At 56.2% G+C, this 24,119-nt stretch carries 23 protein-coding genes, 1 tRNA gene and 1 pseudogene; 19 read left to right on the top strand and 6 right to left on the bottom strand.

The genetic code is table 11. The features are described from left to right. Positions 1-175: 175 nt before the first annotated feature. From IVA95_RS23820 to IVA95_RS23770, 11 genes are all read left to right on the top strand, one after another. Entirely contained in the window at positions 176-580 is a 405-nt protein-coding gene (locus IVA95_RS23820) for a ParB N-terminal domain-containing protein (RefSeq protein ID WP_247512693.1), read from the top strand. Positions 581-602: 22 nt separating this feature from the next. Next, entirely contained in the window at positions 603-1,967 is a 1,365-nt protein-coding gene (locus tag IVA95_RS23815; RefSeq protein WP_247512692.1) for a Y4yA family PLP-dependent enzyme, read from the top strand. 10 nt (positions 1,968-1,977) lie between these two features. Next, positions 1,978-2,988, top strand: a complete 1,011-nt coding sequence (locus tag IVA95_RS23810; RefSeq protein ID WP_247512691.1) for a cysteine synthase family protein — start codon at positions 1,978-1,980, stop codon at positions 2,986-2,988. Next, positions 2,985-4,124, top strand: a complete 1,140-nt coding sequence (locus IVA95_RS23805) for an NAD/NADP octopine/nopaline dehydrogenase family protein (RefSeq protein ID WP_247512690.1) — start codon at positions 2,985-2,987, stop codon at positions 4,122-4,124. Before IVA95_RS23810 ends, IVA95_RS23805 begins: the two co-directional genes overlap by 4 nt. After that, positions 4,124-6,013 (top strand): IucA/IucC family protein, encoded by a 1,890-nt coding sequence (locus IVA95_RS23800; protein WP_247512689.1) that lies wholly within the window; start codon positions 4,124-4,126, stop codon positions 6,011-6,013. Before IVA95_RS23805 ends, IVA95_RS23800 begins: the two co-directional genes overlap by 1 nt. Further along, entirely contained in the window at positions 6,010-7,236 is a 1,227-nt protein-coding gene (locus tag IVA95_RS23795) for an MFS transporter (RefSeq protein ID WP_247512688.1), read from the top strand. Before IVA95_RS23800 ends, IVA95_RS23795 begins: the two co-directional genes overlap by 4 nt. Beyond that, a complete protein-coding gene (locus tag IVA95_RS23790; protein WP_247512687.1) occupies positions 7,233-8,405 on the top strand; it encodes an ABC transporter substrate-binding protein in 1,173 nt (390 codons plus the stop codon). Before IVA95_RS23795 ends, IVA95_RS23790 begins: the two co-directional genes overlap by 4 nt. Continuing rightward, positions 8,402-9,469, top strand: coding sequence for an iron ABC transporter permease (locus tag IVA95_RS23785; protein ID WP_247512686.1), 1,068 nt, complete (start codon positions 8,402-8,404; stop codon positions 9,467-9,469). The genes IVA95_RS23790 and IVA95_RS23785 overlap by 4 nt, the downstream gene beginning before the upstream one ends. After that, entirely contained in the window at positions 9,463-10,215 is a 753-nt protein-coding gene (locus tag IVA95_RS23780; protein ID WP_247512685.1) for an ABC transporter ATP-binding protein, read from the top strand. Before IVA95_RS23785 ends, IVA95_RS23780 begins: the two co-directional genes overlap by 7 nt. A gap of 1,001 nt (positions 10,216-11,216) precedes the next feature. Continuing rightward, a tRNA-Glu gene (locus IVA95_RS23775) sits at positions 11,217-11,318 on the top strand. Between the two features lie 151 nt (positions 11,319-11,469). Beyond that, positions 11,470-11,940, top strand: a complete 471-nt coding sequence (locus tag IVA95_RS23770) for a hypothetical protein (RefSeq protein WP_247512684.1) — start codon at positions 11,470-11,472, stop codon at positions 11,938-11,940. A 344-nt stretch (positions 11,941-12,284) separates the two neighbouring features. Here IVA95_RS23770 and IVA95_RS23765 read toward each other — a convergent pair whose 3' ends face one another. From IVA95_RS23765 to IVA95_RS23750, 4 genes are all read right to left on the bottom strand, one after another. Beyond that, a complete protein-coding gene (locus tag IVA95_RS23765; RefSeq protein WP_247512683.1) occupies positions 12,285-12,683 on the bottom strand; it encodes a hypothetical protein in 399 nt (132 codons plus the stop codon). Positions 12,684-12,915: 232 nt separating this feature from the next. After that, on the bottom strand, positions 12,916-13,710 hold the full coding sequence (locus tag IVA95_RS23760; RefSeq protein ID WP_247512682.1) for a DUF3800 domain-containing protein: 795 nt from the start codon (positions 13,708-13,710) through the stop codon (positions 12,916-12,918). Positions 13,711-13,814: 104 nt separating this feature from the next. Next, complete coding sequence (locus IVA95_RS23755; RefSeq protein ID WP_247512681.1) at positions 13,815-14,402, bottom strand: hypothetical protein; 588 nt, start codon at positions 14,400-14,402, stop codon at positions 13,815-13,817. 383 nt (positions 14,403-14,785) lie between these two features. Then, a complete protein-coding gene (locus IVA95_RS23750; protein WP_247512680.1) occupies positions 14,786-15,619 on the bottom strand; it encodes a hypothetical protein in 834 nt (277 codons plus the stop codon). A 579-nt stretch (positions 15,620-16,198) separates the two neighbouring features. On the opposite strand from IVA95_RS23750, the pseudogene IVA95_RS23745 reads away from it, so the two are divergent. From IVA95_RS23745 to IVA95_RS23705, 8 genes and pseudogenes are all read left to right on the top strand, one after another. Continuing rightward, positions 16,199-16,550 (top strand): annotated as a pseudogene (locus IVA95_RS23745) (hypothetical protein); the annotation flags it as partial. Between the two features lie 250 nt (positions 16,551-16,800). After that, positions 16,801-18,462 (top strand): hypothetical protein, encoded by a 1,662-nt coding sequence (locus tag IVA95_RS23740; protein ID WP_247512737.1) that lies wholly within the window; start codon positions 16,801-16,803, stop codon positions 18,460-18,462. Beyond that, positions 18,459-18,968, top strand: a complete 510-nt coding sequence (locus tag IVA95_RS23735; protein ID WP_247512679.1) for a hypothetical protein — start codon at positions 18,459-18,461, stop codon at positions 18,966-18,968. The genes IVA95_RS23740 and IVA95_RS23735 overlap by 4 nt, the downstream gene beginning before the upstream one ends. A 122-nt stretch (positions 18,969-19,090) precedes the next feature. Beyond that, complete coding sequence (locus IVA95_RS23730) at positions 19,091-20,173, top strand: DUF6161 domain-containing protein (protein ID WP_247512678.1); 1,083 nt, start codon at positions 19,091-19,093, stop codon at positions 20,171-20,173. A 148-nt stretch (positions 20,174-20,321) separates the two neighbouring features. After that, positions 20,322-20,540, top strand: coding sequence for a hypothetical protein (locus tag IVA95_RS23725; RefSeq protein WP_247512677.1), 219 nt, complete (start codon positions 20,322-20,324; stop codon positions 20,538-20,540). Positions 20,541-20,548: 8 nt separating this feature from the next. Continuing rightward, the gene (locus tag IVA95_RS23720; RefSeq protein WP_247512676.1) at positions 20,549-20,701 is read left to right on the top strand and encodes a hypothetical protein; all 153 of its coding nucleotides are present in this window, start codon (positions 20,549-20,551) and stop codon (positions 20,699-20,701) included. Positions 20,702-21,605: 904 nt separating this feature from the next. Then, complete coding sequence (locus tag IVA95_RS23710) at positions 21,606-21,983, top strand: hypothetical protein (protein WP_247512674.1); 378 nt, start codon at positions 21,606-21,608, stop codon at positions 21,981-21,983. Continuing rightward, a complete protein-coding gene (locus tag IVA95_RS23705; protein ID WP_247512673.1) occupies positions 21,976-22,647 on the top strand; it encodes a hypothetical protein in 672 nt (223 codons plus the stop codon). The genes IVA95_RS23710 and IVA95_RS23705 overlap by 8 nt, the downstream gene beginning before the upstream one ends. A 162-nt stretch (positions 22,648-22,809) precedes the next feature. Here the strand turns inward: IVA95_RS23705 and IVA95_RS23700 are convergent, their stop codons facing one another. Next, entirely contained in the window at positions 22,810-23,475 is a 666-nt protein-coding gene (locus tag IVA95_RS23700) for an HK97 family phage prohead protease (RefSeq protein ID WP_247512672.1), read from the bottom strand. Then, complete coding sequence (locus IVA95_RS23695; protein ID WP_247512671.1) at positions 23,475-24,047, bottom strand: hypothetical protein; 573 nt, start codon at positions 24,045-24,047, stop codon at positions 23,475-23,477. Before IVA95_RS23695 ends, IVA95_RS23700 begins: the two co-directional genes overlap by 1 nt. Positions 24,048-24,119: the final 72 nt, after the last annotated feature.

Below are 24,119 nucleotides of genomic sequence, written 5' to 3'. Positions count from 1 at the left end.
GGTTCGCGCGCCACCGCCGCTGCTGGACACGCTGATCGAGCAACTCGTTCGTGAACAGCTGGCGTGCTTGCAACCCTCTGTTCTCCTTGTCGCCGTGCATCGGCACCAATGAAGCAGTGCCACCCTGAAGGTGCTGCATGAACAATTCCTGCTCATAAAAATCAGGCTGGCCGATATGCAAGTTTGCCTCCTTTCGCCAACATGCTTGATCCCGACCGAAGAGGTCGATCCCGACAGGGTAGCGGAGCTGCAGGCGCAAATCCTCCGCACGGATTGCTGGACTGTTCCGATCACGGTGGAGAAGGACGCTCTCTTCGTGATGGACGGTCATCACCGGCTAGCAGTCGCGGAACGCCTGCGACTGCCGCTGGTGCCGGTGATCCTCTTGGATTACGACGCAGTGCGGGTGGAGAGCTGGCGTCCGGGCCTGACGATCACGCCTGCGTGCATCCTCGCGATGGCGCGCAGTGGCCGAAAATTTCCCTGCAAGACGACGCGACATATTTTTGATCAAGGCCTGCCCAATTGCAATCTGCCATTGGAGACTTGCGCTACGTTGCTCCGACAGAACGCGCCGTAGCCAATGCCGAAAGGGCGAGGTCGTGACCTTGCATTGCCACAAGCCTGGCGCGGGCCTCTTGCCGATTCTGCGGCCAAGCACAGCGGAGCTCTTGGCTGGCAACGGCCCGCTGCTGATCGAGTGGGTCGCCCGACATGGGTCTCCGGTCAATCTGATCTGGCCCGATGAGCTGCAGAGGAATCTCGCGGTACTCACAGGCGTCTTGCGAGAGAGCGGTGTCGCGCACGCCCTCTATTACGGAGCGAAAGTCAACAAATCGCCCGGGCTGTTGGCGGCAGCTCTGCGCGCAAGGGCCGGCATTGACGTATCAAGCCTTTATGAGTTGCGAGATGCCAGGCGGCTCGGTGCCGACGGCACACAACTTGTGGCGACAGGGCCGGCGAAGACGGCGGCGTTCCACAACGAACTCATCAACTGCAACGCTCTAATATCGGTGGATTCACCGGAAGAGCTCGAGGATCTGATCCGCTGCCTTCCAGCAAGTCGCGGCCCGGTTCAGGCGGTGCTGCTGCGTTTGCGTCCCACCAACCGGGCGCGGAGTCGCTTCGGCATGCCGGCGGCGGCTATCCGGCAGTGTCTGTCGCGTATTGCTGGCGAAAGCAGGTTGCGCTTTGACGGGCTGCACTTCCACCTGAGTGGTTATTGTTGGGAATCTCGTGCGCAAGCGATTAGAGAAGCCGCTAGCTTGATCAGCGAATCCCGCGCACAAGGTTTTGCGCCACGCCTGATCGACATTGGGGGCGGGCTGCCGATCCAATATGTCGATCAACACGCCTACCAGGCGCATCTCGGGGCACAGATGCCCGAGGATTACCGCACCGGCAAGGTGCCGGCCTCCTTCTATCCCTACGGCGGAGGGCTTTGCGCGGCCGAGTGGCTGCGCTGCCTGCTGCGCGCGCCGATGGCCGATGGCCGCAGCTTCGCGAGCTATCTTGTCCATGAAGGGCTGGTGCTGGGGATGGAGCCCGGGCGAGCGCTGGCCGATCAGGCCGCGATTTCCGTCTTCCGGGTCTTGCGCGTGAAAGCGGTTGGCCCTGATGCCCATGTCGTCTTCGTCGAAGGCAGCAGCTTCAGCGCTTGCGAAACCTGGTTTGGCTCCGAATTCCTGGTCGATCCCATCCTGGTTCCGGCCATATCGCCGCCGGTCGCCGCAAAACCGATCCGAGCTTATCTGGCGGGCCATAGCTGCCTGGACGAGGACGTCCTTTGCAATCGATGGCTCACCTTTCCGATCGCTCCGCGAGCGGGAGACCTTCTGGTTTACGCCAACACCGGCGGTTACCAGATGGACCTCCTTGAAAACGAATTCCATCGCCACCCGATGCCGAGCCGCCTTTGCGTGGTTCAGGATGCAAAAGGGCAGCCAACGCTCGTTCCAGACACATAGGAGAGGCACAATGCTCTGCACGACCGTAAGCCAGTTGATTGGCCAAACGCCGGTGATGCCGATTGCCGTACCCAACAGCGATGCCACGCTGGTGTTGAAGCTTGAAAAGAACAATCCGGGTGGCTCCATGAAGGACCGCATGGCGCGCAGCATGGTGCTTGCTGCGCTTGAGGATGGGCGGCTCCCGCCGGGCGGCACGATCGTCGAATCGTCGTCCGGAAACACGGGGATCGGACTGGCGCTGGTCGCATTGGAATTGGGCCTACGCTTCATTGCCGTTGTCGATCATCACGCCGCGCCGGACAAGATCCGCATGATGCGCGCGCTGGGCGCGGAAATTCGTTATGTCGAAGGCGATTATCGGGAGGATGAGGTGGCGGTGGTGGAGCGCCAACGGCTGGCCGCCCAACTCGGTGCCCAGCTTCCTGATGCGCTGTTCATGAACCAGTCAGACAATCCGGCAAACCCGGAAGGCTATGCCGGTTTCGTCGAGGAGCTCCTGGCACAGCTTCCAGACGGCGTCGACGCCTATGTCGGTTGTGTCGGCACTGGCGGGTCAATGACCGGTATCGCCCAGCGTCTGAAGCGGGTTAATCCTGCTGTCCGGACGATCGCCGTGGAACCGGCAGGCTCGATCGTCTTCGGCAAACCCGGCCATCCCTACTACCAGTCGGGCACGGGAACGCCCGCCGGCGATGAAATCGGCAAGGTGCTCGACTATGGATGCATCGATGAAGGGGTACAGGTCACCGATACCCAGGCCTTCGAAACCGCACGTTTTGTCGCGAGGCGCCACGGGATTCTGGTAGGGGGCTCGACCGGGGGCACCATCTACAAGGCGCTGGAATTCATTGCGGCCGGCAAGCTGTCCGGCACGGTGGTCACGCCCGTTGCCGACGGTGGCGAGAAATATCTCGGTTCGATCTTCGACGATGAATGGATGGCCAAGCGCGATTTGCTGGATCCGACAATCGCCGAACAGCTCGACGCCTGGCTACCCGGAAGGGCGCGCGCAGCATGAAGGTGACGATCTGCGGGGCAGGACGCACTGGGCATTTGAATGCCGTGCTCTTCAAGCAGCGTCCAGGTATCTCTGTTTCCGTGCTGATGGGAGCGGCCGCCGTCGCCGATCGGTGGACGAGCGGAGACGGTGTTTGGCGGGCCCAAACGCCGGACGGCCACGTCTTGAGCGGGCGGCCCGACTATGTCGGTACCGATCCGAGCGAGGCACTCACAAACACGGACATGGTGATCGTGACGCAGCCGGCCCACGCGCGGCCCGCGCTTCTACACGACTTCGCACGGCATCTGCCCCGGGACAGGCGCATCTATGTCGGCGCGATTCCTGGCTTTTGCGGCTTCAACTGGCTCGCAGCCAAAGCCCTTTCGGGCACAGACAATGTGGTGATCTGGGGCATGAAGGACGTGCCCCATACGGCCTTTGACCTAGTCCCGGGCGAGCGGGTGCGCATGGGGGGCGCCAAGGCTCAGCTCTTCGCGGCGCTTCATCGCCGCGAGACCGCAGCGAGCCGCACCGAGCTCCATGCGATGCTGAGTCGCCTTTATGAAGCTCCCGTCACCCTGCTGCAGGATTATCTGGAAATCACGCTGACTCCGGGCAACGCAGTGATGCATCCCGCCGTGCTCTACGCCTTGATCGGCCCTGGCGCACCCTGGGAAAACAAGCCCTTTGACGGCCCCCTTTGCTGGTGGAGCGATTGCCCGCGCGCGGGTGCCGAATTGCTGGAGGCCTGCGATGCGGAAAACCAGGCAATCCGCCATGCGGTCGAGTCACGCCTGGGCATTGATCTGAGTTCGGTGAAGCCGCTCCGACAGGAATTGATCGAGGCTTATGGCAGCCAGATCGAGGACAACCGGACCATGTACACGCTGTTGCGAACCAACCGCGCTTACGCGGGCATTCGCGCCCCACTTGTCCCCAATCCGGACGGGCCCGGCCTTGTCATCGATCGTGCAAGCCGCGCTTTCCACGAAGACATAGCCTTCGGGCAGGCGCTGCTCGTGGAATTGGCCGCACGGCTCGAAGTGGCAACTCCCGCTATCACGAAAACCTACAACTGGGCTCTCAAATACCACGGCGGGTTCACCGAAGGCGCGCCGGCCTGTTTGCCCGCCAACTGGCCGGAGGAAGCGTAATGGACGAGACGATGTCTTCCTCCGCAGATGCCGAAGCTCAGGCGCATGCCGCGCAGCTTTGGTCGGGCGCATCGCGCAATGCGCTCAACCGGTTGGTCCGCTGCCTGTTCGCCGAATGTCTCCTTGAACCGGATGCGTTATTGTGGACGCGTGACGGCAACCAGGCGTGGCTCCCCCTTTGGCAGTCACGCAGGGTCCTGCATTTCACCGACCTGCGCCGTGCGCCTGCCGGAACATTGCAAAATCGTGGTTCTATCGAAGTACTGGACGAGACCGGCGCTCGGCGCCGGATCGATCATCCCTCAGACTTCATCAGGCAGGTCGCGCCCGCCTTGGCGGTCTCGCCTGCATCGGACGGCGTCCAGCTTCTAATACGCGACGTCGAGGACAGCATGCGCAACGACGTCCTGGCACGCCGTCACCGGGAGCACTGGAGCGCCGAGCTGCGTGGGAAGGTAGCCGAAGCAGGCGCAAAGGGATTCCTCGCATATCTGGAAAAGAGCCTGCCGCCGCATCTGGCGGCCATGACTCTTGATCAGTGGGGCGCGCTGGAAGGTCACCCCTTCTATCCGACATGGAAGGCTAAATCCGACCTGTCGCCCGAGGACGTCACTGCTTTATCGCCGGAGTTCGGTGCCCGCGTGCGCGTCGGGATAGCAGCGCTGCGCAAAGAGTGGTCCTATGTGGAGAAGATGCCGCACGTCGGCAGCTATTCGGAATGGTTCGCACAGAACTTCCCTGAGCTCTGGCGCGACTGGACCGAAGGATTGAATAAACGTGGGAAGTCTCCCGAGGACTGGCTGCCTCTACCCGTCCATATCTGGCACCTTGACAACTTCCTGCGCCGTGAATTCGCGTCCGAGATAGCTTCCGGAGTTTTTGACCCGGATGGCCCGGAGGTCGTGACACTGCCGTCAATGTCGTTCCGCACAATGCTGCCGGACACACAGGATCCGCGGCCCTTTATCAAACTGCCGGTAGCGATTTGGATGACCAGCGAACAGCGCACTTTGCAGGCCAAGTCCATTCACATGGGGCCGCGTCTCAGCACCCTGATTTCCGATATTTTGTCAAAAGAGAAGGATCTTCATAACAGGTTGGAGATCTTCACCGAAGAGTTGGGCGCAATCCTGCACCACCCCGTAACGGGCGACGAGCATCCGGGCCGCTTTCTTTCGGTTGTCTACCGCAACTCCGACGCACTGGCGCGAAATGATGGACTGTTGCCGGTCACCGTCGCGGCACTCTTGACGGCAAGCCCGGTCGACGACCGCCCGCTCATTTGCGAATTGATTGCGAGAAGCGGCGATGAAAGCGAAGCAGCCGTATCTGAGTTCTTCCGTGCCTATGTGGGGACCGTCATCGGCCCAACGCTCGCCATGTATCTGCTTTACGGAATCGCCTTTGAGGCGCATCAGCAAAACAGCACGATCCTGTTCGATGAAACCGGCCGCCCGCGAAAACTGCTGATCCGTGATTTCGGCGACGGCCGCAGTTTTGCACCCCTGTTTAAGGAACGAGGGCATCACCTCAAGCCCTTCACTCGGACGGGGATCTTACCCACCACATTTGACGACGATATCAGCCTCGTGCGCTCATTCGTCATCGATGCCTGCTTCGTCTGCCACCTTCACGAGGTCGCGCTGTGCCTCGACGAACAATATACAATGTCGGGCACAAGGCTTTGGCGCATCCTGCGCGAAGAGGCCGAGGCAGCTTTCGACGCGCTCAGGCCGCGCATGTTGTCAGACGCGTTCTGGCTGGAAGAACGCAAGGCCTTTCTTGAGAAACCCTGGCCGAGCCGCTCGGTGCTGCGGATGCATCTGGAGCGTTATCACGACTATCGGGTTGAGCACGAACTTCCAAATCCACTGGCGGAAGCGGAATGACAAATGCTTCTGCCGCGCTTCGCGGCTTCGGACCTGTTTTTATTTTGTTGTTCGGGCTGCAATTCATTTCCATGGGCGCCATGGAAATGAGTGGTCCATTCTGGCCAATCCAAATCAAGGTGTTGAGCCCTTCCGACGGCGTCTTTGGACTCGCAGGCGTTGGCGTCTACGTTGGCCCGATGATTGGCATGTCCTTGACCAGCGCCTTTTGGGGGCGAATGGGCGATCGCTACGGCAATCGGCTGATGATGGTTCGGGCGCTCGGCGGTCTGGCGGTCACGCAACTGCTTGTTGCTGTTGCACAGGATGTCTGGACGATCGTGGCGCTGCGTTTCTTGCAGGGCGCCTGCGCCGGCTATATCGCCCCGGCGCAGGCCTATGGCGTGCAGATTACCGGCGGGAAGGATCGCGCAAGCCTCTTCGCCTGGCTTCAAGTTGCCACCAATGTGGGCTCGCTGGGCGGCGCTTTCCTGGGCGGGCTCATTCTCGATTCCTTTCCTTTTGCAGCAATAAATCTCACAGCGGGGGCGATTTGTGCGCTATGCGCCGCCGTTGCCTGGTTGAGCCTGCCTGTTCCGACGCCAGGAGCTGTTGCCGCCAATCCCGGAAAGACGGGTACAGCAAAGCCTGCGGCGTCGACAGGTGCTCCGATCGCAGCTCTTCTTGTCTTGATGGGGATGCTGCTTGCCAGCCGCATGGTCCTGCAGGTTCCTTTCTCACTGTACATGACCCAGGTGTTTGGCGCCCGACACTGGGTCACCGGCCTCACTTACGGACTGCTGGCGTGCGGCTTTGTTGTGGCCGCGCCGCTATGGGCGCGGTTCTTCGAGAATCGAACGCCATCCTATGTGCTGGGCGGGAGCGTGCTGATTTCGGCAGCGTGCGTTTTGGTTACGCATCTGGCGGGCAGCACGGGCTCCGTTGCCGTCTTCGCGTTCCTGTATTTTATCTGGGGTATGCTTCTTGGGGGAACGACGCCGGTCCTTCTCGCGCTCATTTCTGTAGCCGTGGCTAATGATCGGCAAGGTTCGGTTCTGGGCCTTGCGCAAGCTTGCCAGCAGGGCGCCTCCGCGAGCGGAATTATTGCCGGCGTCGGAGTCACCCAGCTCTTTGGTCTCGAAGCCGCGTTCCCGCTCGTCGCCACGCTTTACACCTTGTCATTTTTGACGGCTCTCGGCATATGGCTCAAACGCCCCATCCCACTCAAAGGAAGCCGACCATGACGGAACACCGATCGCTGCTGCATGCCGCGGTGGCGGCTCTTGTCCTGATCGCTTTGCTTCCAACAGCAGCATTTGCCGGCGAACCCAGACCGACACAGACACAAGCGCCGCTTACGCTCACTGATATCGCGGGCCGCCAGGTGACGCTAAACGCGCCCGTCAAGCGCATGCTTCTGGGTGAAGGCCGGCAGCTCTATCTCATCGCATCGCTGGAACCCGAAGATCCACTGGCCCATGTGGTTGCCTGGCGCACCGATCTGATCGCGGCCGACCCGGCCACTTACGCGCAGTATCTCGAAGTGTTTCCCGGGTTGGCCAAGCTCCCTTCCTTTAAAGGCCAGGAGGACAGCCTGATCGACATCGAATCGGCGATCATCCAGAAGCCTGATGTGGTGCTGCTCAATCTTGAAGCCATGCAGGCCAACAAGGACGCCAACTACATCGAGAAGCTCGCGGCACTGAACATACCGGTTCTTTATATCGATTTTCGCCACCGTCCCCTGGAAAACACCGAGCCGACCATTCGGCTCCTGGGCAGGATCATGGGGCGTGAGGCGCGTGCGGAGGAGATCATCGCGTTCCGCCGCCAGGCCATGGCCGCGGTTACGGACGTCCTTGCCGCCAAACAACCGAGACGTCCCAACGTATTCGTCGAGCGGATCGGGGGCTACTCGCAGGATTGCTGCCTGTCTTTCGGCGCAGAGAATTTCGGCAAATATGTCGAACTCGCTGGCGGCCGTAATATCGGCAGCGGTATCATTCCTTCGACCTTCGGGCAGATAAGCCCCGAACAGGTCATCGTCGCCGATCCCGAGCATGTGGTGGTTACCAGCGCCGACTGGCAAGCCTATGTGCCCGGCGGCCACTGGATTCCGCTCGGACCAGGGGCGGATTCCCGGGTGACGCGCAAGAAGCTCGAATGGTTCGTTATCCGCGACGCCTATACCGGTATCTCGGCAAAGAAGACGCGGAATTTTCACGGCATTTGGCACCAGTTCTACAATAGCCCATACGAATTTGTTGCCGTCCAACAACTGGCGAAGTGGTTCCATCCCGACCTGTTTGCCGATCTGGATCCCAATGCAACCTTTGCCGAATACCATCGTCGCTTCCTGCCCATAGATTACCGGCCCGGCTATAGCATCAGCCTTTCCGACGGCCAGCGATGACAGATCTCCATACCGAAGCGCCGACCTTGGCCGGACGCGACGCCTATCAGACGCTCAGCGTCAGGCGGTGGATCGTTCTCGTTGTGCTGGTGGTCGGGGTTTGCATCGCATTGGTCGGCGACCTTTCGACTGGACCGGCCAGCTACGGGCTTGGAGAGGTTGTGCGCACGCTCGTCCTGCCAGCAGAGGCGGATGCGCAGATGCGGGTCATTATCTGGTCGATCCGCATGCCGTCGGCCCTTATGGGCGTCGTGGTCGGTGTGGCGCTTGCTATCGGCGGCGCCCAGATGCAGACCATCCTGAACAATCCGCTGGCGAGTCCGTTCACGCTGGGCATTTCCGCCGGCGCAAGCTTCGGCGCGGCCCTCGCGCTCGCCTTCGGTGTCGCGCTGGTTCCCATGGTAGGCGACTACATCGTCGCGGCTAATGCTTTCGTCATGGCCATGGCAACCGCCTTCCTGATCCATTTGGCCAGCCTTCGGCGCGGAGCCTCGATCGAGGTGATCGTGCTTTTGGGCATAGCACTGGTTTTCAGTTTCAATACGGCCCTCGCCATCCTTCAATATTTCGCCGCCGAGCAGGCGGTCGCGGCCATCGTCTTCTGGACCATGGGCAGCCTCACCAAGGCAACATGGCCCAAGCTCGCCATCACCGCGATCGTCGTGGGTCTAACCTTGCCGGTCTTTCTGCGCCGCCGGTGGCAGTTGACGGCCTTGCGTCTTGGCGAGGCGCGCGCGGCGAGCTTCGGCATTCCCGTGCGGCGCCTGCGGCTCGAAACCCTGATCCTTGTCTCCCTTTTGACGGCGATCCCCGTCGCGTTTGTCGGCACGATCGGTTTTATCGGTCTCGTTGGCCCGCACATCGCCCGCATGATGGTCGGCGAAGACCAGCGCTTCCTGCTGCCCGCGAGCGCGCTGACGGGTGCGCTGATCATGTCGTTGAGCTCGATCCTGGCCAAAATCGCGGTGCCCGGCGCCGTCCTGCCGATCGGCATCGTCACCTCAGCGATCGGATTGCCGATCTTCCTGTATTTGATCCTGAGAAGCGGAAGAGACATATGGTAGTGTTGAGCACGCATCGCCTGGGCGCCCGCTTCGGATCACGCGAGGTACTACGTGATGTGACGCTTCCGCCCTGTTATGGCGGCGAGGTGGTGGCTGTCATTGGACCGAATGCTGCGGGCAAGTCGACGCTGTTCCGGCGCCTGGCAGCCATTCTTCCGGGACCTGGCGAGTGCCGGCTGGAAGGTATGCGCGATGCAGATCGCGCCGTCGCCTACATGCCTCAGGACCAAACGGCAAGCGCAGTGCTGACTGTATTCGAATCCATCCTGCTTGCGCGCAAGCAGGTCAGCGGCTGGCGTCTGGGGAGGTCTGATCTGGTGGCGGTGGACCAGGCGCTGGCAGCACTCGATATGAGCGATCTTGCCAATGAAATCCTTACCGAGCTGAGCGGTGGACAGCGCCAGCTCGTTGGGCTTGCCCAATGTCTCGTGCGCGAACCGCAGGTGCTGCTCTTGGACGAGCCGACCAGCGCGCTGGATATGCACCGCCAGCTGGAAGCGATGCGACAGGTGCGCAGCCTTGCGCATGACGACGGTATGCTCGTGCTGATCGCGCTGCACCATCTCGACCTGGCACTGAAATTCGCCGACAAGGTCGCTATCCTCTCTGATGGAACGTTGCACGATTTCGGCACGGCGGCTGGCGTCCTGACGCCGGAAAACCTTGCCGCAACCTTTCGCATTAGGGCACGTGTCGAATCCTGCTCGCAGGGCAAGCCACATTTGATCGTCGACGACGCGATCTGACGCCCACGCGTCAGGGGCTGGCCGGCCTCGGAAGTCCGTCGTGAAGGACAACTTCACCGTTCAGCAGCGCACCCTGCGCCACGGTGCCAAAGCTCGCGACACCGGCAGAGTAATCGTTGTCAAAAACCCCGACCGATGCCCGGAAATAGCGGACCCCCGTTACGACGCGTCACCCGCTATACAGTGGGTTTGCGGAAAGACACCTCCTCCGAACAGGGCAGCGAGCTTATCCTGCACCTCTACCATCGTCCTTTGGTGGGCGATGATGCTGACATGGTCTGCCATCGTTTTACGAACAGGTCGAGAATTGGCTTGTTCCATCGGGTGCAAGAAGCTGCAAGCTGACCGCTATGAGTGGCAGAATATTGATCGCTCTCGTTGATTGTATAGTGGTTCTGTTTGATTGCGATCGCGTTCGCTGCATTCCGATCAGGTCGTTTCTGGTACGAAACTGGTGCAGTTAGTAGTTGGGCATCGAGGCGGTACCCATTCTTGCCGGCGCGAAGCTTGGCCGACCCCTCGGCGCCGTGACTCAACCCCCGACAAGCTGTCGGGGGCGGCACGGTGAGGGGCTGGCCTCGGCAGCTTCTTTGAGCTTACTCCGATTGGCGCTGCTAGGCTCAAGCTAGCTCAAATTGGCCCATGATGGATTGGAGCGAGAGTTCAAGCTTTCCAAGCGGTTAGAAGGCGGCGTGTGCATGACGTGTGCACCGGGAGATCAAGGAAGATCTATCGAAAGCTATTGTTGATGATCTCATTCGAATGATGTGAGATCCGCAGCGTTGGGCGGCTTGGAAACTTGGATCGCAAGGGCAGGGCGAACGCGCGAGGGAGAGCTGATCGTGCTCGTCGCGATCGCTGAGTGTTCGGCCTACGGGAAGATTTCTGGTTACAGTGAGTACAAAGAATGATGTTGAGGGTTCGAGTCGCTCCCCTGCGCGAATTCAGAGGTCCAGTGCATCTCGTCTGCACCATTAAAAGCAGCATCTCGTATGTGAACCAGATCAGTGCTGCTTAGCTCGACGTGCACGCGAGCGAAACACCTACGTCGTCTTAGCCCTCTCAAGGCTGGAACAGGGGTTCGATTCCCCTAGGGAGCGCCACCCGTCAACAAATTTTTCGGAATTTCAGTCGGTTAGATGCCCGTTTTGGCTAACTGCCGCGATGCGTTAGCCACGGAATGTTCTTCAAATACCCCCGCAATGCCGAGCTTTCCGATACGCGGGATTAACGCTGCGCATCTAATCTTGGCGTATGCCCAACAACATCTACAGATTTCGGCATGCGAAATGGGCCAACCCGAAGCGGTTCAAACTGATCGCTGACAGCCAACCTTCGTGGCTCGGCTCGCGCTATCTTTCCGGCTTCATTGTTCTTTGCGTGCTTACTGGTTTTGTGGCCGTTCAGGCGTGGCCGAAATTCAAACCTGAACCTGCCAAGCTCGCCACACTATCAATCCGCGTGATCGACGGCGACACCGTCAGTCTAGGGATGGCAAACCAATCGTTCGTCTGGTTGGATTCAACGCGCCAGAAATGGGAAGCCGGGCCAGATGCGAAGTTGAACGTCAAAAGGGCGAAGCCGCCACACGACGGCTTCGCGAGCTTGTCAGCAATGGCCGATCCGACTTTCAGCAAGTCGCGTGTTCGTGCGCGCCCGGTACGGAAGGCACAGATGCTTGCAACTTCGGACGCCGCTGCGGCACGCTTCGAGCCAACGGTGTAGATGTTGGATCGACCTTGATCAATGAAGGCTTGGCCGTTCGCTTCGTATGCGGCGCGACTAGCTGCCCAACGCTTCCTCGCCCATGGTGTTGATAGACGCGGCGAGCGGACAGTTTCCCTAAATTATTAGAAAACTGGCGGCGTCCCGTATTGCCGCCCACAGGTCGAAGTCACTCTCGAACTAATTCGAATGATTTCGGACCACAGAGGGAGCCATCAAGTTCAAAACGACAGGCTGTGTCGGAATGACCTTGGAAGACAACGACGAACTGACAACCGGGCCATATCAAGTGTCGCGGCGGCGTTCTCCAAGAAGCGAGCGAAGGCAGCCTCGACGAATTGTAGCTAGCGCCGCAATTTCGCAATCACCCAATCTTTGATGGCTTGCTCGATTGAAGCAACATCGCTTATCGCGAAATCGTGTCGTTCGAATTCTAATCGGCTAAAATCATTGCTTACATAGAATATGATTTCGTGGAAGGCGATCTTATAGCACACCATGTAAACGTCGCGGCCAGCCCCGACTATCCAGTCTGTCTCGGTCACCTGGTAGTGTGAGGCCACTCGTTGCTTTAGGGCGGCTTCGAGCGCCTTCAAAAAATTTTGTATTGGCTCGAAAGCGGCCTTTGCCGCTGCAATCCCTTCTTCGTCTAATCGCTGTTCCTCAGCGCGTCGGTGATCGGCTGATGCCTTGGCCTCAGCGAGCACTGATACTAATTCTGTGAACTTCGGATCGAAGGCCATTGTTTCGTTGCTGTTATCGTTGCCGTAAAGATGGGACCATACAGCTCAGTCATTGAATAGGCTGGTAAGCAGCGAGAGATTCGAAGGCCCAACCCTCTCGGTGTAAACGACAAGATCGAACTCTCTAACATTGATCATTGTGGTTTTGCCTGCGTTTGTCGAGCCTGTTCCTGTTTGTCTCCGTCATATCGTTGCCGTGAACAAGGTTCGTTCGCTACCGCAGACCGACAGCTTATTTGCGTCTGTTACGAATCGTGCCGTCACGGTGCAGGATTGTCAGTCGCGGCCTATACCACGGCGTATTAATCGCTGGATTGGTGATCTTCGCCCATTTCAAGATATGCTCGCAAAGCGCTTTTTTGGCCGGGTTGGCATTGGATTGCCCGTAATGGCCATTTAGGTGGTAGGCTAGCGCCCCTATCAGAATATCGACAACCTGTAAGGCTTGGTGGTTCTCAGGGTCACGAAACTTCAATTCGCGGTACGGCCAATCTGTTCGATTGCTGTACTTCCGAGCACCAGCGTTCATGATACCTTGCGCTTGTCGTAAATCTTGCTTCGTCGTTCGCCGATCAGGGTAGAGGTGAAACAGCCCGCGCTTTAAGCGATTGCCGATGGTAGGCACGCATAGGAAATAGACCTCTTTCGCGAAGCCAATCTCAACGTCGCCATCGCCGGTCGCTTTCAGAGTCTTCTTTGAGGTATCGACGGCGACGCAATGAGTATCGAGGGACTTCGCCAAAGGCAATTTATGACGCTGCGGGAATGTGAAGTACGCATCAACCACCCGCTTGTAGGCGGCCAGATTATGTCCTTTCGCCTTCTCCCACTTCATCAGCTTGGGGGTCCCATCGGGCTTGAGAAGCGGTGTCGTGTGATCGCGGTGCGCGATTATATCGGCTTCAAAAGCTCTGGAATGACTTAGGGGGACGCACAGACCGCCCAGCACCAGATACCGGAACTTGGTCTGGCTGCTTTCATCGATATAGACCTCGTAAAATCGTTCCGCTTCTTCCGGCAGCGGCACCCAACCGTCTCTTGGCATGACTGACTTCGAGGAATTTTCAAACCACCCTTCAAAAGACCAGGCCGCCCTGTCCAACGGCTAAGATGGATAGAAGATCACTTAGTCTAATCGAGCCGCCCCGCCGACGCCCGAACATCCATCACGGTGCTCGTCGGTATGCTGTAGTCGCATTCATACCTGCTCAACACCCATGCGCCAAAGCCGTTCTGGAATTTGATCTTGTCACCAACATAGGTGATGACCAGATTGTTTTTATCCTTCCATCCAAATCGACTGAATTTCGACTCGTACCACTTGTCTATCCATTCGAAATTGTTCTTCGCAAGCTTCTCTACGTTGGGGGCACACTTGAATGAAGCCTCGATTGATTTTTTGTTGCCCAAGCATTTAAGGTCGGAATTGCAGCGTGCTTCTTCTTCTGCTTCTTTTTTTGCAGTGGCGATGCGGTCTTCTTCTGAGACCGCTTGCTGTTTTGTAGAATCCTTATTGAAAGAGTTGAGAAACATGATGACCAAAATTGTCAACAGACCAAACCCCAAAAATTTGCGCCCTAGCCCCGTCTGCGTTTGGTTTCTACTGGGAGTAGCGGGGGCTGCACCGCGTTGGATCCCTTGCGGTGCCCCACAGTGCGGACAGCTTGCGGCTTTGTGGCTGACGGTTTGCTGACATTCTTCGCAACAAATTAAAGCCATTGCTCCACCAATAATAAAATATTTGCAGGTATCTAGATGTGAAATCGCGGCTGGTGCAACTGGAAAATGGTGCCATTCTTAATGACGACACCATGCAGCCTGATCGCCCCAAGGCACCCCGCGGCTAGGAAGCCGCCCATGCAGTCAGCGCGCTGGCGGCGGCACGCGCGCATCGCGCGGCGTGCGTTATCTATAGCCTGCGCTGCGGCTCATAGCGCATGTGTGGCCTGTTCGACATCCCGGCGCAATGCTCGGCATCGACTCTAGTATCTCTTCGCTTTCGACCTGAAAGCGACGCCTTCTGGGTCGTTCTCAATCACTTCTGCGCTGCTTCGGCGGAAGCTAAGACCTTCAAACTGGCGAAGCCGCCACTGTGAGAAAGATTATTTGCGCCGCTCCCACACTTCTTCTAGCCGATGGTTCAAGATCGAGCCAGGTGGCGAAAGTTCTGGATACGACCACTGTTCGAATTTGATGTAATCGCATCTTGCATAGTGATCGATCCCAGCGGCCTCATAAGTGTATTCTGTCTCGAAAGCTCTGCAACTTTCCCCAGTGGTATGAACTACCCCATTCGGATTTGCCACCGTAGTGCGAACGACATAGCTCCAGCCATCAGCCAGCGGAAGCTTTGATTTCTCGAAACGAGACATTTCTACTGAACCGCATTGGTCATAATATGCTGGTCCGGCATTGGCTACCCACGTATCCTTTTCGATGCGCTTAAACTTCAAGCTGGAATATTGACTGCTAATTCGGCACGTTCGCAAGCGTGTGTGATGGTGCGCCCGAACCTTCTCGGTTGCCGTGGCCGCGCTAGGCTTTATGCAATCATTGTACTGAGCAGTCCAATTTCGAATCTCGTCTTGCTTTCTCTGCTCGTTGAGTTCGACCTGCATCGAATTCCAATGTAAAGGCTTATAGTTTCGGAACTTGTCGGCAAATTGCGAGAAGAATTCGCAGTTATCTCTCGGCTTCTGGTCTTTCGAGTACTTCAAGGTGTGCTCTAACGCTTGCGTTGGATCTTTCGGTTCTTCCATTCGGCGAATGGACACCTTCACCATCTGGCAAATCATCTCATTCTCGAAATCCACCAACGAGCACTCGTATTGCATAGAATCGCTCGTATTCGACACCAATCCGCTGCGCGGGTGATCGGCCGCCGGTGCTTGCGCTCCGCACGCAACAGCAAAGATCGGAACCAGAATCTTCTTCATAATCTTGATTGTCTAGATTTCTGCGCTACGCCGCACGATTCCCGCGCAGCTACAAGGGTGCATGGGAGGCCGCCCGGCGGCTTCGTCCTCCTTTAGCGAGCGTATGATTTAGTAGCGCGGCGACCGCGTACCGGTGTGCCCGTTGTTTGGGTTGTAGTTGCCGGACGCGCCGTAATTGTCCCGCTGTGTGCTATTTGGATTCGTCGCCGTGTAGGGCTGAACGTAGGTACCGTTGCTGCGAGTGTGGCCCGATGTGCTGTGGCTATTCGGGTTCGAACCAGTACCGAAATATTGAGCTTGAGCGCCCGTAGCGATGAGGACTAGCGATCCTGCCAAAATCCATTTTGTCATTGTTGTCCCTTTTCTTGTTGTAAAGTTGTGGGACGGAAAACAATCACGAAGGTTGTGAGAAATCCAACTGGAAATCCGCGAAACTCTAATCAATAAGTCGCCGGTAATACTACGGATTGGCCTCTATCGGAAATTGGAAAGCCGATCAGCACAGCATTACGTCTTCTTTGTCCACACCCCGCTGCACAATCACCAGCGCATCATCCGCTGATTTGGGGCGGCCGGATCATGGGCGCGAAGATGCGCGCCGAGACGGCCCGTCAAGAGGCCAGGAAGGCTGCCCGCGCGGCGGACCGGGCAGAAGCGGAAGCGTGGTCGGATCGGATGGAAGGCTATGGCGGGCCAGCGCAACCCTCCCCAACGATAGGCCACTGCCTGAACGGCGGGATGGCTGGCTAGAGATTGAATGCTGCCGATGCAAGACGCGAGCTAGTCTGCCATTGAATGCCATTCGCAGGTCGCGTGACACACACTTGACTCATCTTTCCGTTGTCGGTCTTGCGGCACGCGCCGCTATAAGCCGCCTGTCCGTATGATCAAGCTGACTGAGCAGCGGGAGATAACACCGCATAGGTGCGTGCCCGAACGAGGAACGCTAAGGAAGCCAGTCAACAGGCGAACCCGTCAGCATAGCCAAGCCCGGCCCCTGCCGTATTTCTACGGGGTTTGGGCTATTTGCGGGGCCGGCCCCAAAGCCGTCTCCGATCGGGGATTTGGCGACCTGCCCAACCCTGTGAATAGCCGACCGCCGAGCGTGTACAAATCGTTGACTTACACGCGAACATTGCATCGGATGCTGCCGAGACAAACGCATCGGGCGGCACATGTTAATGGCAAAACAGAAGTCAATGGCAAAGCAGAAGCGCACAAATCCCGTCGTACTCAGACCAGGAATGACCATTGGAGCCAACGCAGCCGAAATGGATGATGAATTCCTATTGAAATGTTTCGTGCATTATCCGCCCGTCGAACTGTGCATGAACGTTGCGTCGAGAGGGATGGTTATCGACGGCCGCACCGGATCAGGCAAGACAGCCATCATGAAATTCATTCATTCGAAGGCCGAGTACTCCGTCGAGATAGATCCGTCTGAGATGGCTATGAGCTACGTATCTAACTCTGATGCGCTAAACTTCTTACATGCCATAGGTGCCGATCTTGACCTGCTCTTCCAGGCGCTCTGGAAGCACGTTCTTTGCATCGAATTCATCCGTTTGAAATTCTCCGTGACGAATGAGACGAACTCGCGATCGGTATTCGAACGTTTAAGATCGCGCTTTAGTAGGGATGATCGAAAAGCGCGCGCCATCAGATATTTGAAAGATTGGGAGGGCAAGTTTTGGATCACGATGGATCAAAACATCAAAGAGCTAACGGAAAGAGTTGAGAAAGCGGTTAAAGCTGAACTTGGTGCAGAAATCGAAAAATTTAAGGCGGGCGGTCAGTACGAAAAGAGACTCAGTACTGACAAGAAGTCCGAATTTGTTTCTCGGGTACGGAAAATCATCAGTTCAGACCAGTTGGCAGAACTTGCTGGCGTGATCGAAATGCTCTCCGAAAGCGAGGGCGGTGACGATATGAAGCATTTCTATATTCTCATCGACAAACTAGATGAGCATTGGGTCGATGTATCCCTTCGGTTCAAGCTTATCCGGGCGCTGATCGAGTCGCTAAAATCGTTTCGTCGTATCACAAATCTAAAAATTCTGGTGGCGCTGAGGTCCGACGTTCTCGAACGAGTCGTCCAAGAAACGCGAGACTTAACATTCCAGCGTGAGAAACTGGATGACTATTTCGTTCATATAAGGTGGACCAAGCCGCTGTTGCGACAACTGGTTAACTCGCGAATACAATCGCTATTTAGAGGGCAATACGCTGACCGCGTGATCGAGTTTCAAGATGTGTTTCCCTTCAACGTCGGCAACGTTGATGCTTTTGACTACATTGTCGAGAGGACGTTAATGAGGCCAAGAGACGTGATTGCGTTCGTAAACGAATGTATTGAAGTTGCACAAGGAAGCTACGAAGTCACAAGCACAATGATTAGGCGTGCCGAATCGAATTTCTCGCGCATACGCCGGGATGCGCTTGAACAAGAATGGCAGAGCGCGTTTCCTTCCATAAAACGACTGTTGGATTTCGTCGGCACGCGCCAAAAGGCAACCGTCACCCTCGAAGAACTCTGTTCACCGAAGGAAGTCGATGACATTGCTCTTGCAATCTACTCCGAAAAGAAGATCGACTATGATCCGCTGTACGAGCTGGCAAGCACGTACTACGAGAAGGATAATCGTTCGGCGGAAGAAATGGTCAAAGCAATCGTTGGCATTCTGTACCGCGTTGGCGCCATTGGCGTGAAGCTGAAAAACGGCAGCCGATTCATGTACTCGCACTTGGACGATGCGCTACTTCCAGCAGCGCAGTTTACGGAAGACGCACGCGTCCGAATTCACCCTATGCTTTGGGGCGCATTCCATCTTCAAGCGGCATGACCGTCGTTTCAGTGATCACCAAAGAACAGCGCATTGAAGCAATGAAGGGAGTCTTAGCGTCTCTCTTCGCATCGCAGCGCACGCTCAAATCACTTGCGCCGAACTTTAAATGGTCCGGGCTTGGTAACTTGCTGGGCGACTATGGAGAGTTCATCGCCGTCGAGGTCTATAATCTTCACCCTGCTCCGCGCGGCGCTAATGGTTACGACGCGGTTAGGCCAGACGGCAAGAAGGTGCAGGTAAAGACGAACTACGCTGCGTCGCAGATTGGCTTTCGTGGCGAGGCCGATATGCTCCTTTGCCTCAAGATAGACCTAAACGGTGACTGGACGGAAATCTATTATGGCGATTTTGGGCTTGTGAAAGCGGCGGCTCGCTATTCGGCGCGCGACAACAAGCACATGGTGCCGATTAGTGCGTTACTGAAAATTGCGACATCGGGGTACGTGCTGCCCGAAGTGCTGCCGGTCGCGGACGTTGTAGTTGATGCGAGCGAGCCAATCTGACGAGGGATGACCTTTCAACAGTCTCATCACCACGATGGCTGCTCTGGCTACATTGTCACTAGAGGTGGCAGGCCAGCGTCGTTGGCCGTCTTCCTCGAGATATTTCAAAGAGCGAGACCCTAATGGCAAAGAGCAAAAATGATCCCGGCAGTTGGTTGATATCGATACCAACCCAAGGAATTCAGGTGTCTGGCTCGACCGATACTATTCTCAGATTTTTGAACGAAGAACTCGCGTACTACTCGCGTTTGGGATTCAACGGGACCAATCTTACCCTTGCTAGTCAAAGTTACGGTAGCGTTAACCTTTCGAACCGCGCTCAAGGCGAGCTCACTAGTATCATCGAAGAAGTGCGGCAAGGAAAAACTGACGCCTTACAGCAGTACATCGATCAGGCCGATCAGAGGCTAGTGCTCGTAGGCGCGAGCCGCATGGGAAAACAAGTTGAACAGATGAAGGAACTCAGTCCGGCAGCCGCGTGCATGTTGGCTTGCATACATTGCTGGAATTGGACAGAAACAAGTCACCCCACGGGCCGTGAACTCATCCTGTTGTTCCGTTCAATTGCGTTTGCGAACCCAGCGATATTCGCATTCAATGACCTCTTAGCAACAGAACGGGTGATGAAGGAATCAAAGCTAGCTTGGCAGGCTACGAAAGAGGAGTGCAATGCACTTGACGCATTCGTTAAGGAAAAAACCGAGCTTTTCGGTGTTCTTGAAGACCGCTACCGCAATCAACTGACTATTCAAGAGCCAGCGGTGTCGTGGGAAAAGATTACCGCGCAAAAAGCAAAACTTTGGCGGCTATGGCTCGGCATTTTTGCGCTCATGGTGATCGCGCCTATCATCGTTGCAATTGCCCAATGGGAAAGCGTATCTGGCGCAGTCAGCAAGTTAACGGCCAACTCGAATGGAACGTTCTCAATCGCAGGACTTGCTGTCGTATCGATCCCGGCGCTTTTCTATGCTTGGCTTTTGAAGAACGTAAGCCGTGTCTTCATTCAGAATCTAAATCTTGCAGACGATGCAGATCACCGTCGCTCACTTGCTTTGACATATATGGGTCTACTAGAGAACGCAAAGAGAGAGACCACAGACGCAGAGCGAGCAATCGTCTTGAATGCTCTGTTTCGACCGATACCACCCCAAACGAACGATGAGGGGCCGCCCGCCGGAGTGATCGATCTAATCAAGAAGAACTAACGTCGCCTAGAGCGACCATTTTGCGGATGTGTGAATTTTACCACCCGCCGGTCGAAGCCCTTAAACCGCTAAAGATCAAACGCCCCCCTAGCCAGGGTAGGAACTATCCCCATCGGGACAGCTTGGTATCCAAACGAAAGGATATCTTATGTCCACAAAGATACCGAACCGAGAAGCCGATGCGGGCCAGCAAGTCCCGCCACGTCGGCACGACGCCGGTAGCGGCGCGAACGAAACTACCGACGGATTGGATGCAACCGCGGAAGCGCTGCGCCATGCTGCGGAAGACACACCATCGGGTGCCTTGCCAGAGGATGTTGAGATTGTCCCGGTATTTGACCGCGCCGACCTCGCACCGAAAATTTAGGTGCAATCATGGTGAAGAAAAAGCACGGCGTCATTATCGAAACACCCACGGAAGCGCGTCAAGCCGAACCCGGTCCCTCGATTCTATTACTGCTTATCATCAGCGTAAGTATCGCGGTGATCGCTATGGGCATTGTCTGGTTCTTGTTCTTCCGTACCTAGACGGTGAGATTGTTCAGTAGGCGAGGGCCAGCTGGCGGGCTAATTGCCGTCGCGACTTAGCTTTGGCCGCCCTTCCGCTTGATCATGCGTTGTCGTCGGTGCGGTCATATCGTCGTAATTATTCGCAAGATGCAACAGCCGTTTCTTAATGAACGGGTCTGCTTCCTTCGCTAGCTCGCGGAGAACGCGTGCTCTACCTCTATAAAAGTTGTCGTCCATGCCGGGTGTCCCTCGAAATGAGAGTACATGCCCGGCTTTTTCGACCAATAACAGTAATCTAGATCACAAATCTGATTTTTGCAGAGCGAAGTATTACGGCCACATTCTCGCAATGAAGCTTGTTCATAGATCGCCAACACAGACCGGCAAAAAGCCGACTCTGCACTAATCCAATTCGGAGAAAGAATGGCAAAAGCTAAGAAGGTAGTTCGCCGCGCGTGGACAAAAGACGACGTTCGAACAATGAAGACGATGGCAAAAGCAAAGTCAGGGGTCGCCAAAATCGCAAGATCGTTGAAGCGAACTCCCGGTGCCACCAGCGTAATGGCCGCAAAGCTAGGCGTTTCCCTATCAACGCGCGCTTAACCGGGCCGACGGCGGGTTGACTTCATTGTCAGCCCGTCGTTCGATTCAGAATCTGTTTTGGACCGGGAAGTAAGAAGCTCCGATCTACGTCCTCAAAGCTGCAAAGATTGCATGCTCCCGCCATGAGGGGCGGGATAAATTCTGACCTTCACCCATTTGAGGCATGCGGCCATTATCACCCCAATTGGGAAGCGACTAGGCGCTTGAATCACCACCCGGGATGATACCCAGTCGGAAGGTTGTGCATCATCAATCGCAATCGCTTGACGGGTTGCACGCAAAGTTATTGCCTATGGTTGTTTCAAACCAGGGGTATAACATGATTTCCTTTAAACAGTTTGTCGCGATAACGCTGCTAATAGCGGGTACAAACCCAAGCTTCGGATCGGGATGCGACGATGTCTATCTAAATAACGTTCGCAATCGCACTTCTTCCGAAGCAGACTATGCGTCCCTGAATACGCTGTACGATCATCTTTGTACTTCTTCGAGCAGAAAGAAGAATCTAAGTTGGGATTCTTCGATGGGGATTGTGGTCGATGCGCTTCCCATAAATATGACGGGAAGCGGCAAATCCACGGAGGAGAAGGCTGACAATTTTTGTCGCATGTACAGCACGCTGCGTTTCGACAAGAGCCATAGCTCGGTTGCTAAGGACGAGGTCGTGACAGCCGCGTTAGCTAACTACAATGCCTGAAGAGATCGAAGCTCGCACAGGAGTACTCGTTACCCACAAGTTTGCTGATCCCGATGCAATCCTGGTCAACTTCGACTTTAAGAATGCGAACACATTTCTACGCATTGACGGCGTACTAGCCAAAAATCTGATCTGTCGCGCACCGGCCGCGCCCTCAGGCCAGAATGCTTTAAGTCAAACAACCAAGTTTGAAATGCTCGGAAACTTCGCGATAACATGCGCCCGAACTCATCCTAAGAACGACAACACCAAGTACAATCCCGGCAGTCTCGGCATCGCCACTAACATTGCGTCTTACACTATCTCGCTGCCCGCCGACAGCATTTACAACAACAGTCTCGCATCCGATGCGACCTCAAAGATAGAAGGATTGCAAAGGACTTTAGCAACGCTCCAGGCTCAGAAGAGCGAACTTGACGGCAAGTTCGCGGAAGCAAACAAGAAGCTCGATGGCATCAAAATGGTACCGCATCGCGTCATGATCGGCGAGCATAATCCCGGCGGCGGCTTCAACTTTTATGGTTGTTATACAAACCTCGACATGGTCCGCGACAACCTATGCAAGGGATCGGCACAAGCAATCGTTACGAAAGGAAATAGTGTTGGGGGCCACCGATGTGGCTATACCGACTATGTCGTCAGTTGTCTTTATTTAGGAAAGTGAGATGTCGCCTATTGGGAAATGATGTCGCTTTGGGCAGCATTCTAATAGGTGAACCCTGTGAGCCAACGCGGCCGCACCATTTCTGGTGCGACCGCGCCGCCGCACAGCGCAAGGGACGATTGCGCGTGCGTCACTGCCGTCAAAGAAGCGGACCGGCAGCGATTAGTTCAGTTTCGCATCCAGCTTTCTTAGGGCGCGCATTAAGTTTGCGTAGCCACCATCGGCAAGCACACGCTTCGACTTCACATCATCGGACAGCAACGGGCCGCAATCACTTTTGTCGATCAATACGCAGTACGCCTCCCGACAAGCACCGTTTGGCACGAGGCTGATTTCATTTAACGTCGCATCGCGAACGATACGAACACGTTTGCCGTTGTAATCTTCGAATTGCTTGTTTTCAAAGGTGATACCAACCGATAGAGCGGTTCGCCCGTTGTCGCGAACGGTTGTCACTGCTTCTCGATGAACCGCAACGTCATCCCTTGGATAGAAGCGCATCGCTAACCCATAATCGTCGGCTATCAATACCAACCCGTCGCTTGTCGTGCCGATTGTGCGACTCTCGTCGTGATCGAAGTGAAGTCGCTTCACGCCGCGCATTGGATCACGGATCGCATAGGGGGCTACCCAAGCGAACTCCTTGTCATTCACGTGAATCAACTTATTCCAGCGCACTGCGTAACCTTGAATCACGTAGCGATCAGCGCTCACATTGGATTTAACGTAAGATGGCGCGACCTTTCGACCATCGACGGCGGCGATATATCCGCCGCCGCCGTATTCCAGGCTCATCGGACCGGCCGCTGTTTCGTATTCTCTCAGCATTAGCGAAACTCCGCCGGAACTGCCTTGATGTAACCTGCCGCTTTTGCTTCACGAAAGTATTGCGCGAGTGACGATGTTCTATCCGTCGGCGATTCCAGAAAATCTGGCTCAATGTCGAAGACGCCGTACAGACCGCATTCATTCGTAAGCAAATCACGTTTCAACCTTTCGAACTCGACGTATGCAGCATGTGTTTTGAGCAGGGACTCTGATAAACGCTTCATGATTTCATCGTGCTTCGGCCGGAAGGTTTGACAGATTTCCCTCCCTGCCTTTCGTTTGAGTTCGACAACCCGACGCACAAGTACTTCCTTCGCGTCTTCGATAGACCTCCATTGGGTATTGATGTCGGCAATGCGACCATCGATGTTAGTCTGCGGTAGAGGGGCATCGCCGTTTATGATCGCTGAAATGCGCGCTTCCTTTTCTTCAACCGTTTCTCCCCCCTGTTTGACCTTCCAAAGGCGCTGATGTTCCTCGCGAAGTTCGGCCCCGCGAACGGCAAGATTTTCGTACTTGGCCAATGCGTCTTTCAGTTCGGGCGAAACGTCGGTAAGTTTCGGAATAGACATAAATTACCTTTCTCATGAGAAATGAAAAAGACGGCACGCGAGCGCAAGCCGTCAATCTCACTTCCGGTATTA

Source organism: Bradyrhizobium sp. 157, from assembly GCF_023073815.1.
Taxonomy (GTDB): domain Bacteria; phylum Pseudomonadota; class Alphaproteobacteria; order Rhizobiales; family Xanthobacteraceae; genus Bradyrhizobium.
Note: the sequence above shows the minus strand (reverse complement) of the source record. Positions and strands in the feature narration are given on the sequence as shown.

Coding starts and splice junctions, on each gene's coding strand:
- IVA95_RS23820 (WP_247512693.1), top strand. CDS start 176: ATGCAAGTTTGCCTCCTTTCGCCAACATGCTTGATCCCGACCGAAGAG.
- IVA95_RS23810 (WP_247512691.1), top strand. CDS start 1,978: ATGCTCTGCACGACCGTAAGCCAGTTGATTGGCCAAACGCCGGTGATG.
- IVA95_RS23805 (WP_247512690.1), top strand. CDS start 2,985: ATGAAGGTGACGATCTGCGGGGCAGGACGCACTGGGCATTTGAATGCC.
- IVA95_RS23800 (WP_247512689.1), top strand. CDS start 4,124: ATGGACGAGACGATGTCTTCCTCCGCAGATGCCGAAGCTCAGGCGCAT.
- IVA95_RS23795 (WP_247512688.1), top strand. CDS start 6,010: ATGACAAATGCTTCTGCCGCGCTTCGCGGCTTCGGACCTGTTTTTATT.
- IVA95_RS23790 (WP_247512687.1), top strand. CDS start 7,233: ATGACGGAACACCGATCGCTGCTGCATGCCGCGGTGGCGGCTCTTGTC.
- IVA95_RS23785 (WP_247512686.1), top strand. CDS start 8,402: ATGACAGATCTCCATACCGAAGCGCCGACCTTGGCCGGACGCGACGCC.
- IVA95_RS23780 (WP_247512685.1), top strand. CDS start 9,463: ATGGTAGTGTTGAGCACGCATCGCCTGGGCGCCCGCTTCGGATCACGC.
- IVA95_RS23770 (WP_247512684.1), top strand. CDS start 11,470: ATGCCCAACAACATCTACAGATTTCGGCATGCGAAATGGGCCAACCCG.
- IVA95_RS23765 (WP_247512683.1), bottom strand. CDS start 12,683: ATGGCCTTCGATCCGAAGTTCACAGAATTAGTATCAGTGCTCGCTGAG.
- IVA95_RS23755 (WP_247512681.1), bottom strand. CDS start 14,402: ATGGCTTTAATTTGTTGCGAAGAATGTCAGCAAACCGTCAGCCACAAA.
- IVA95_RS23750 (WP_247512680.1), bottom strand. CDS start 15,619: ATGAAGAAGATTCTGGTTCCGATCTTTGCTGTTGCGTGCGGAGCGCAA.
- IVA95_RS23740 (WP_247512737.1), top strand. CDS start 16,801: ATGGCAAAACAGAAGTCAATGGCAAAGCAGAAGCGCACAAATCCCGTC.
- IVA95_RS23735 (WP_247512679.1), top strand. CDS start 18,459: ATGACCGTCGTTTCAGTGATCACCAAAGAACAGCGCATTGAAGCAATG.
- IVA95_RS23730 (WP_247512678.1), top strand. CDS start 19,091: ATGGCAAAGAGCAAAAATGATCCCGGCAGTTGGTTGATATCGATACCA.
- IVA95_RS23725 (WP_247512677.1), top strand. CDS start 20,322: ATGTCCACAAAGATACCGAACCGAGAAGCCGATGCGGGCCAGCAAGTC.
- IVA95_RS23720 (WP_247512676.1), top strand. CDS start 20,549: ATGGTGAAGAAAAAGCACGGCGTCATTATCGAAACACCCACGGAAGCG.
- IVA95_RS23710 (WP_247512674.1), top strand. CDS start 21,606: ATGATTTCCTTTAAACAGTTTGTCGCGATAACGCTGCTAATAGCGGGT.
- IVA95_RS23705 (WP_247512673.1), top strand. CDS start 21,976: ATGCCTGAAGAGATCGAAGCTCGCACAGGAGTACTCGTTACCCACAAG.
- IVA95_RS23700 (WP_247512672.1), bottom strand. CDS start 23,475: ATGCTGAGAGAATACGAAACAGCGGCCGGTCCGATGAGCCTGGAATAC.
- IVA95_RS23695 (WP_247512671.1), bottom strand. CDS start 24,047: ATGTCTATTCCGAAACTTACCGACGTTTCGCCCGAACTGAAAGACGCA.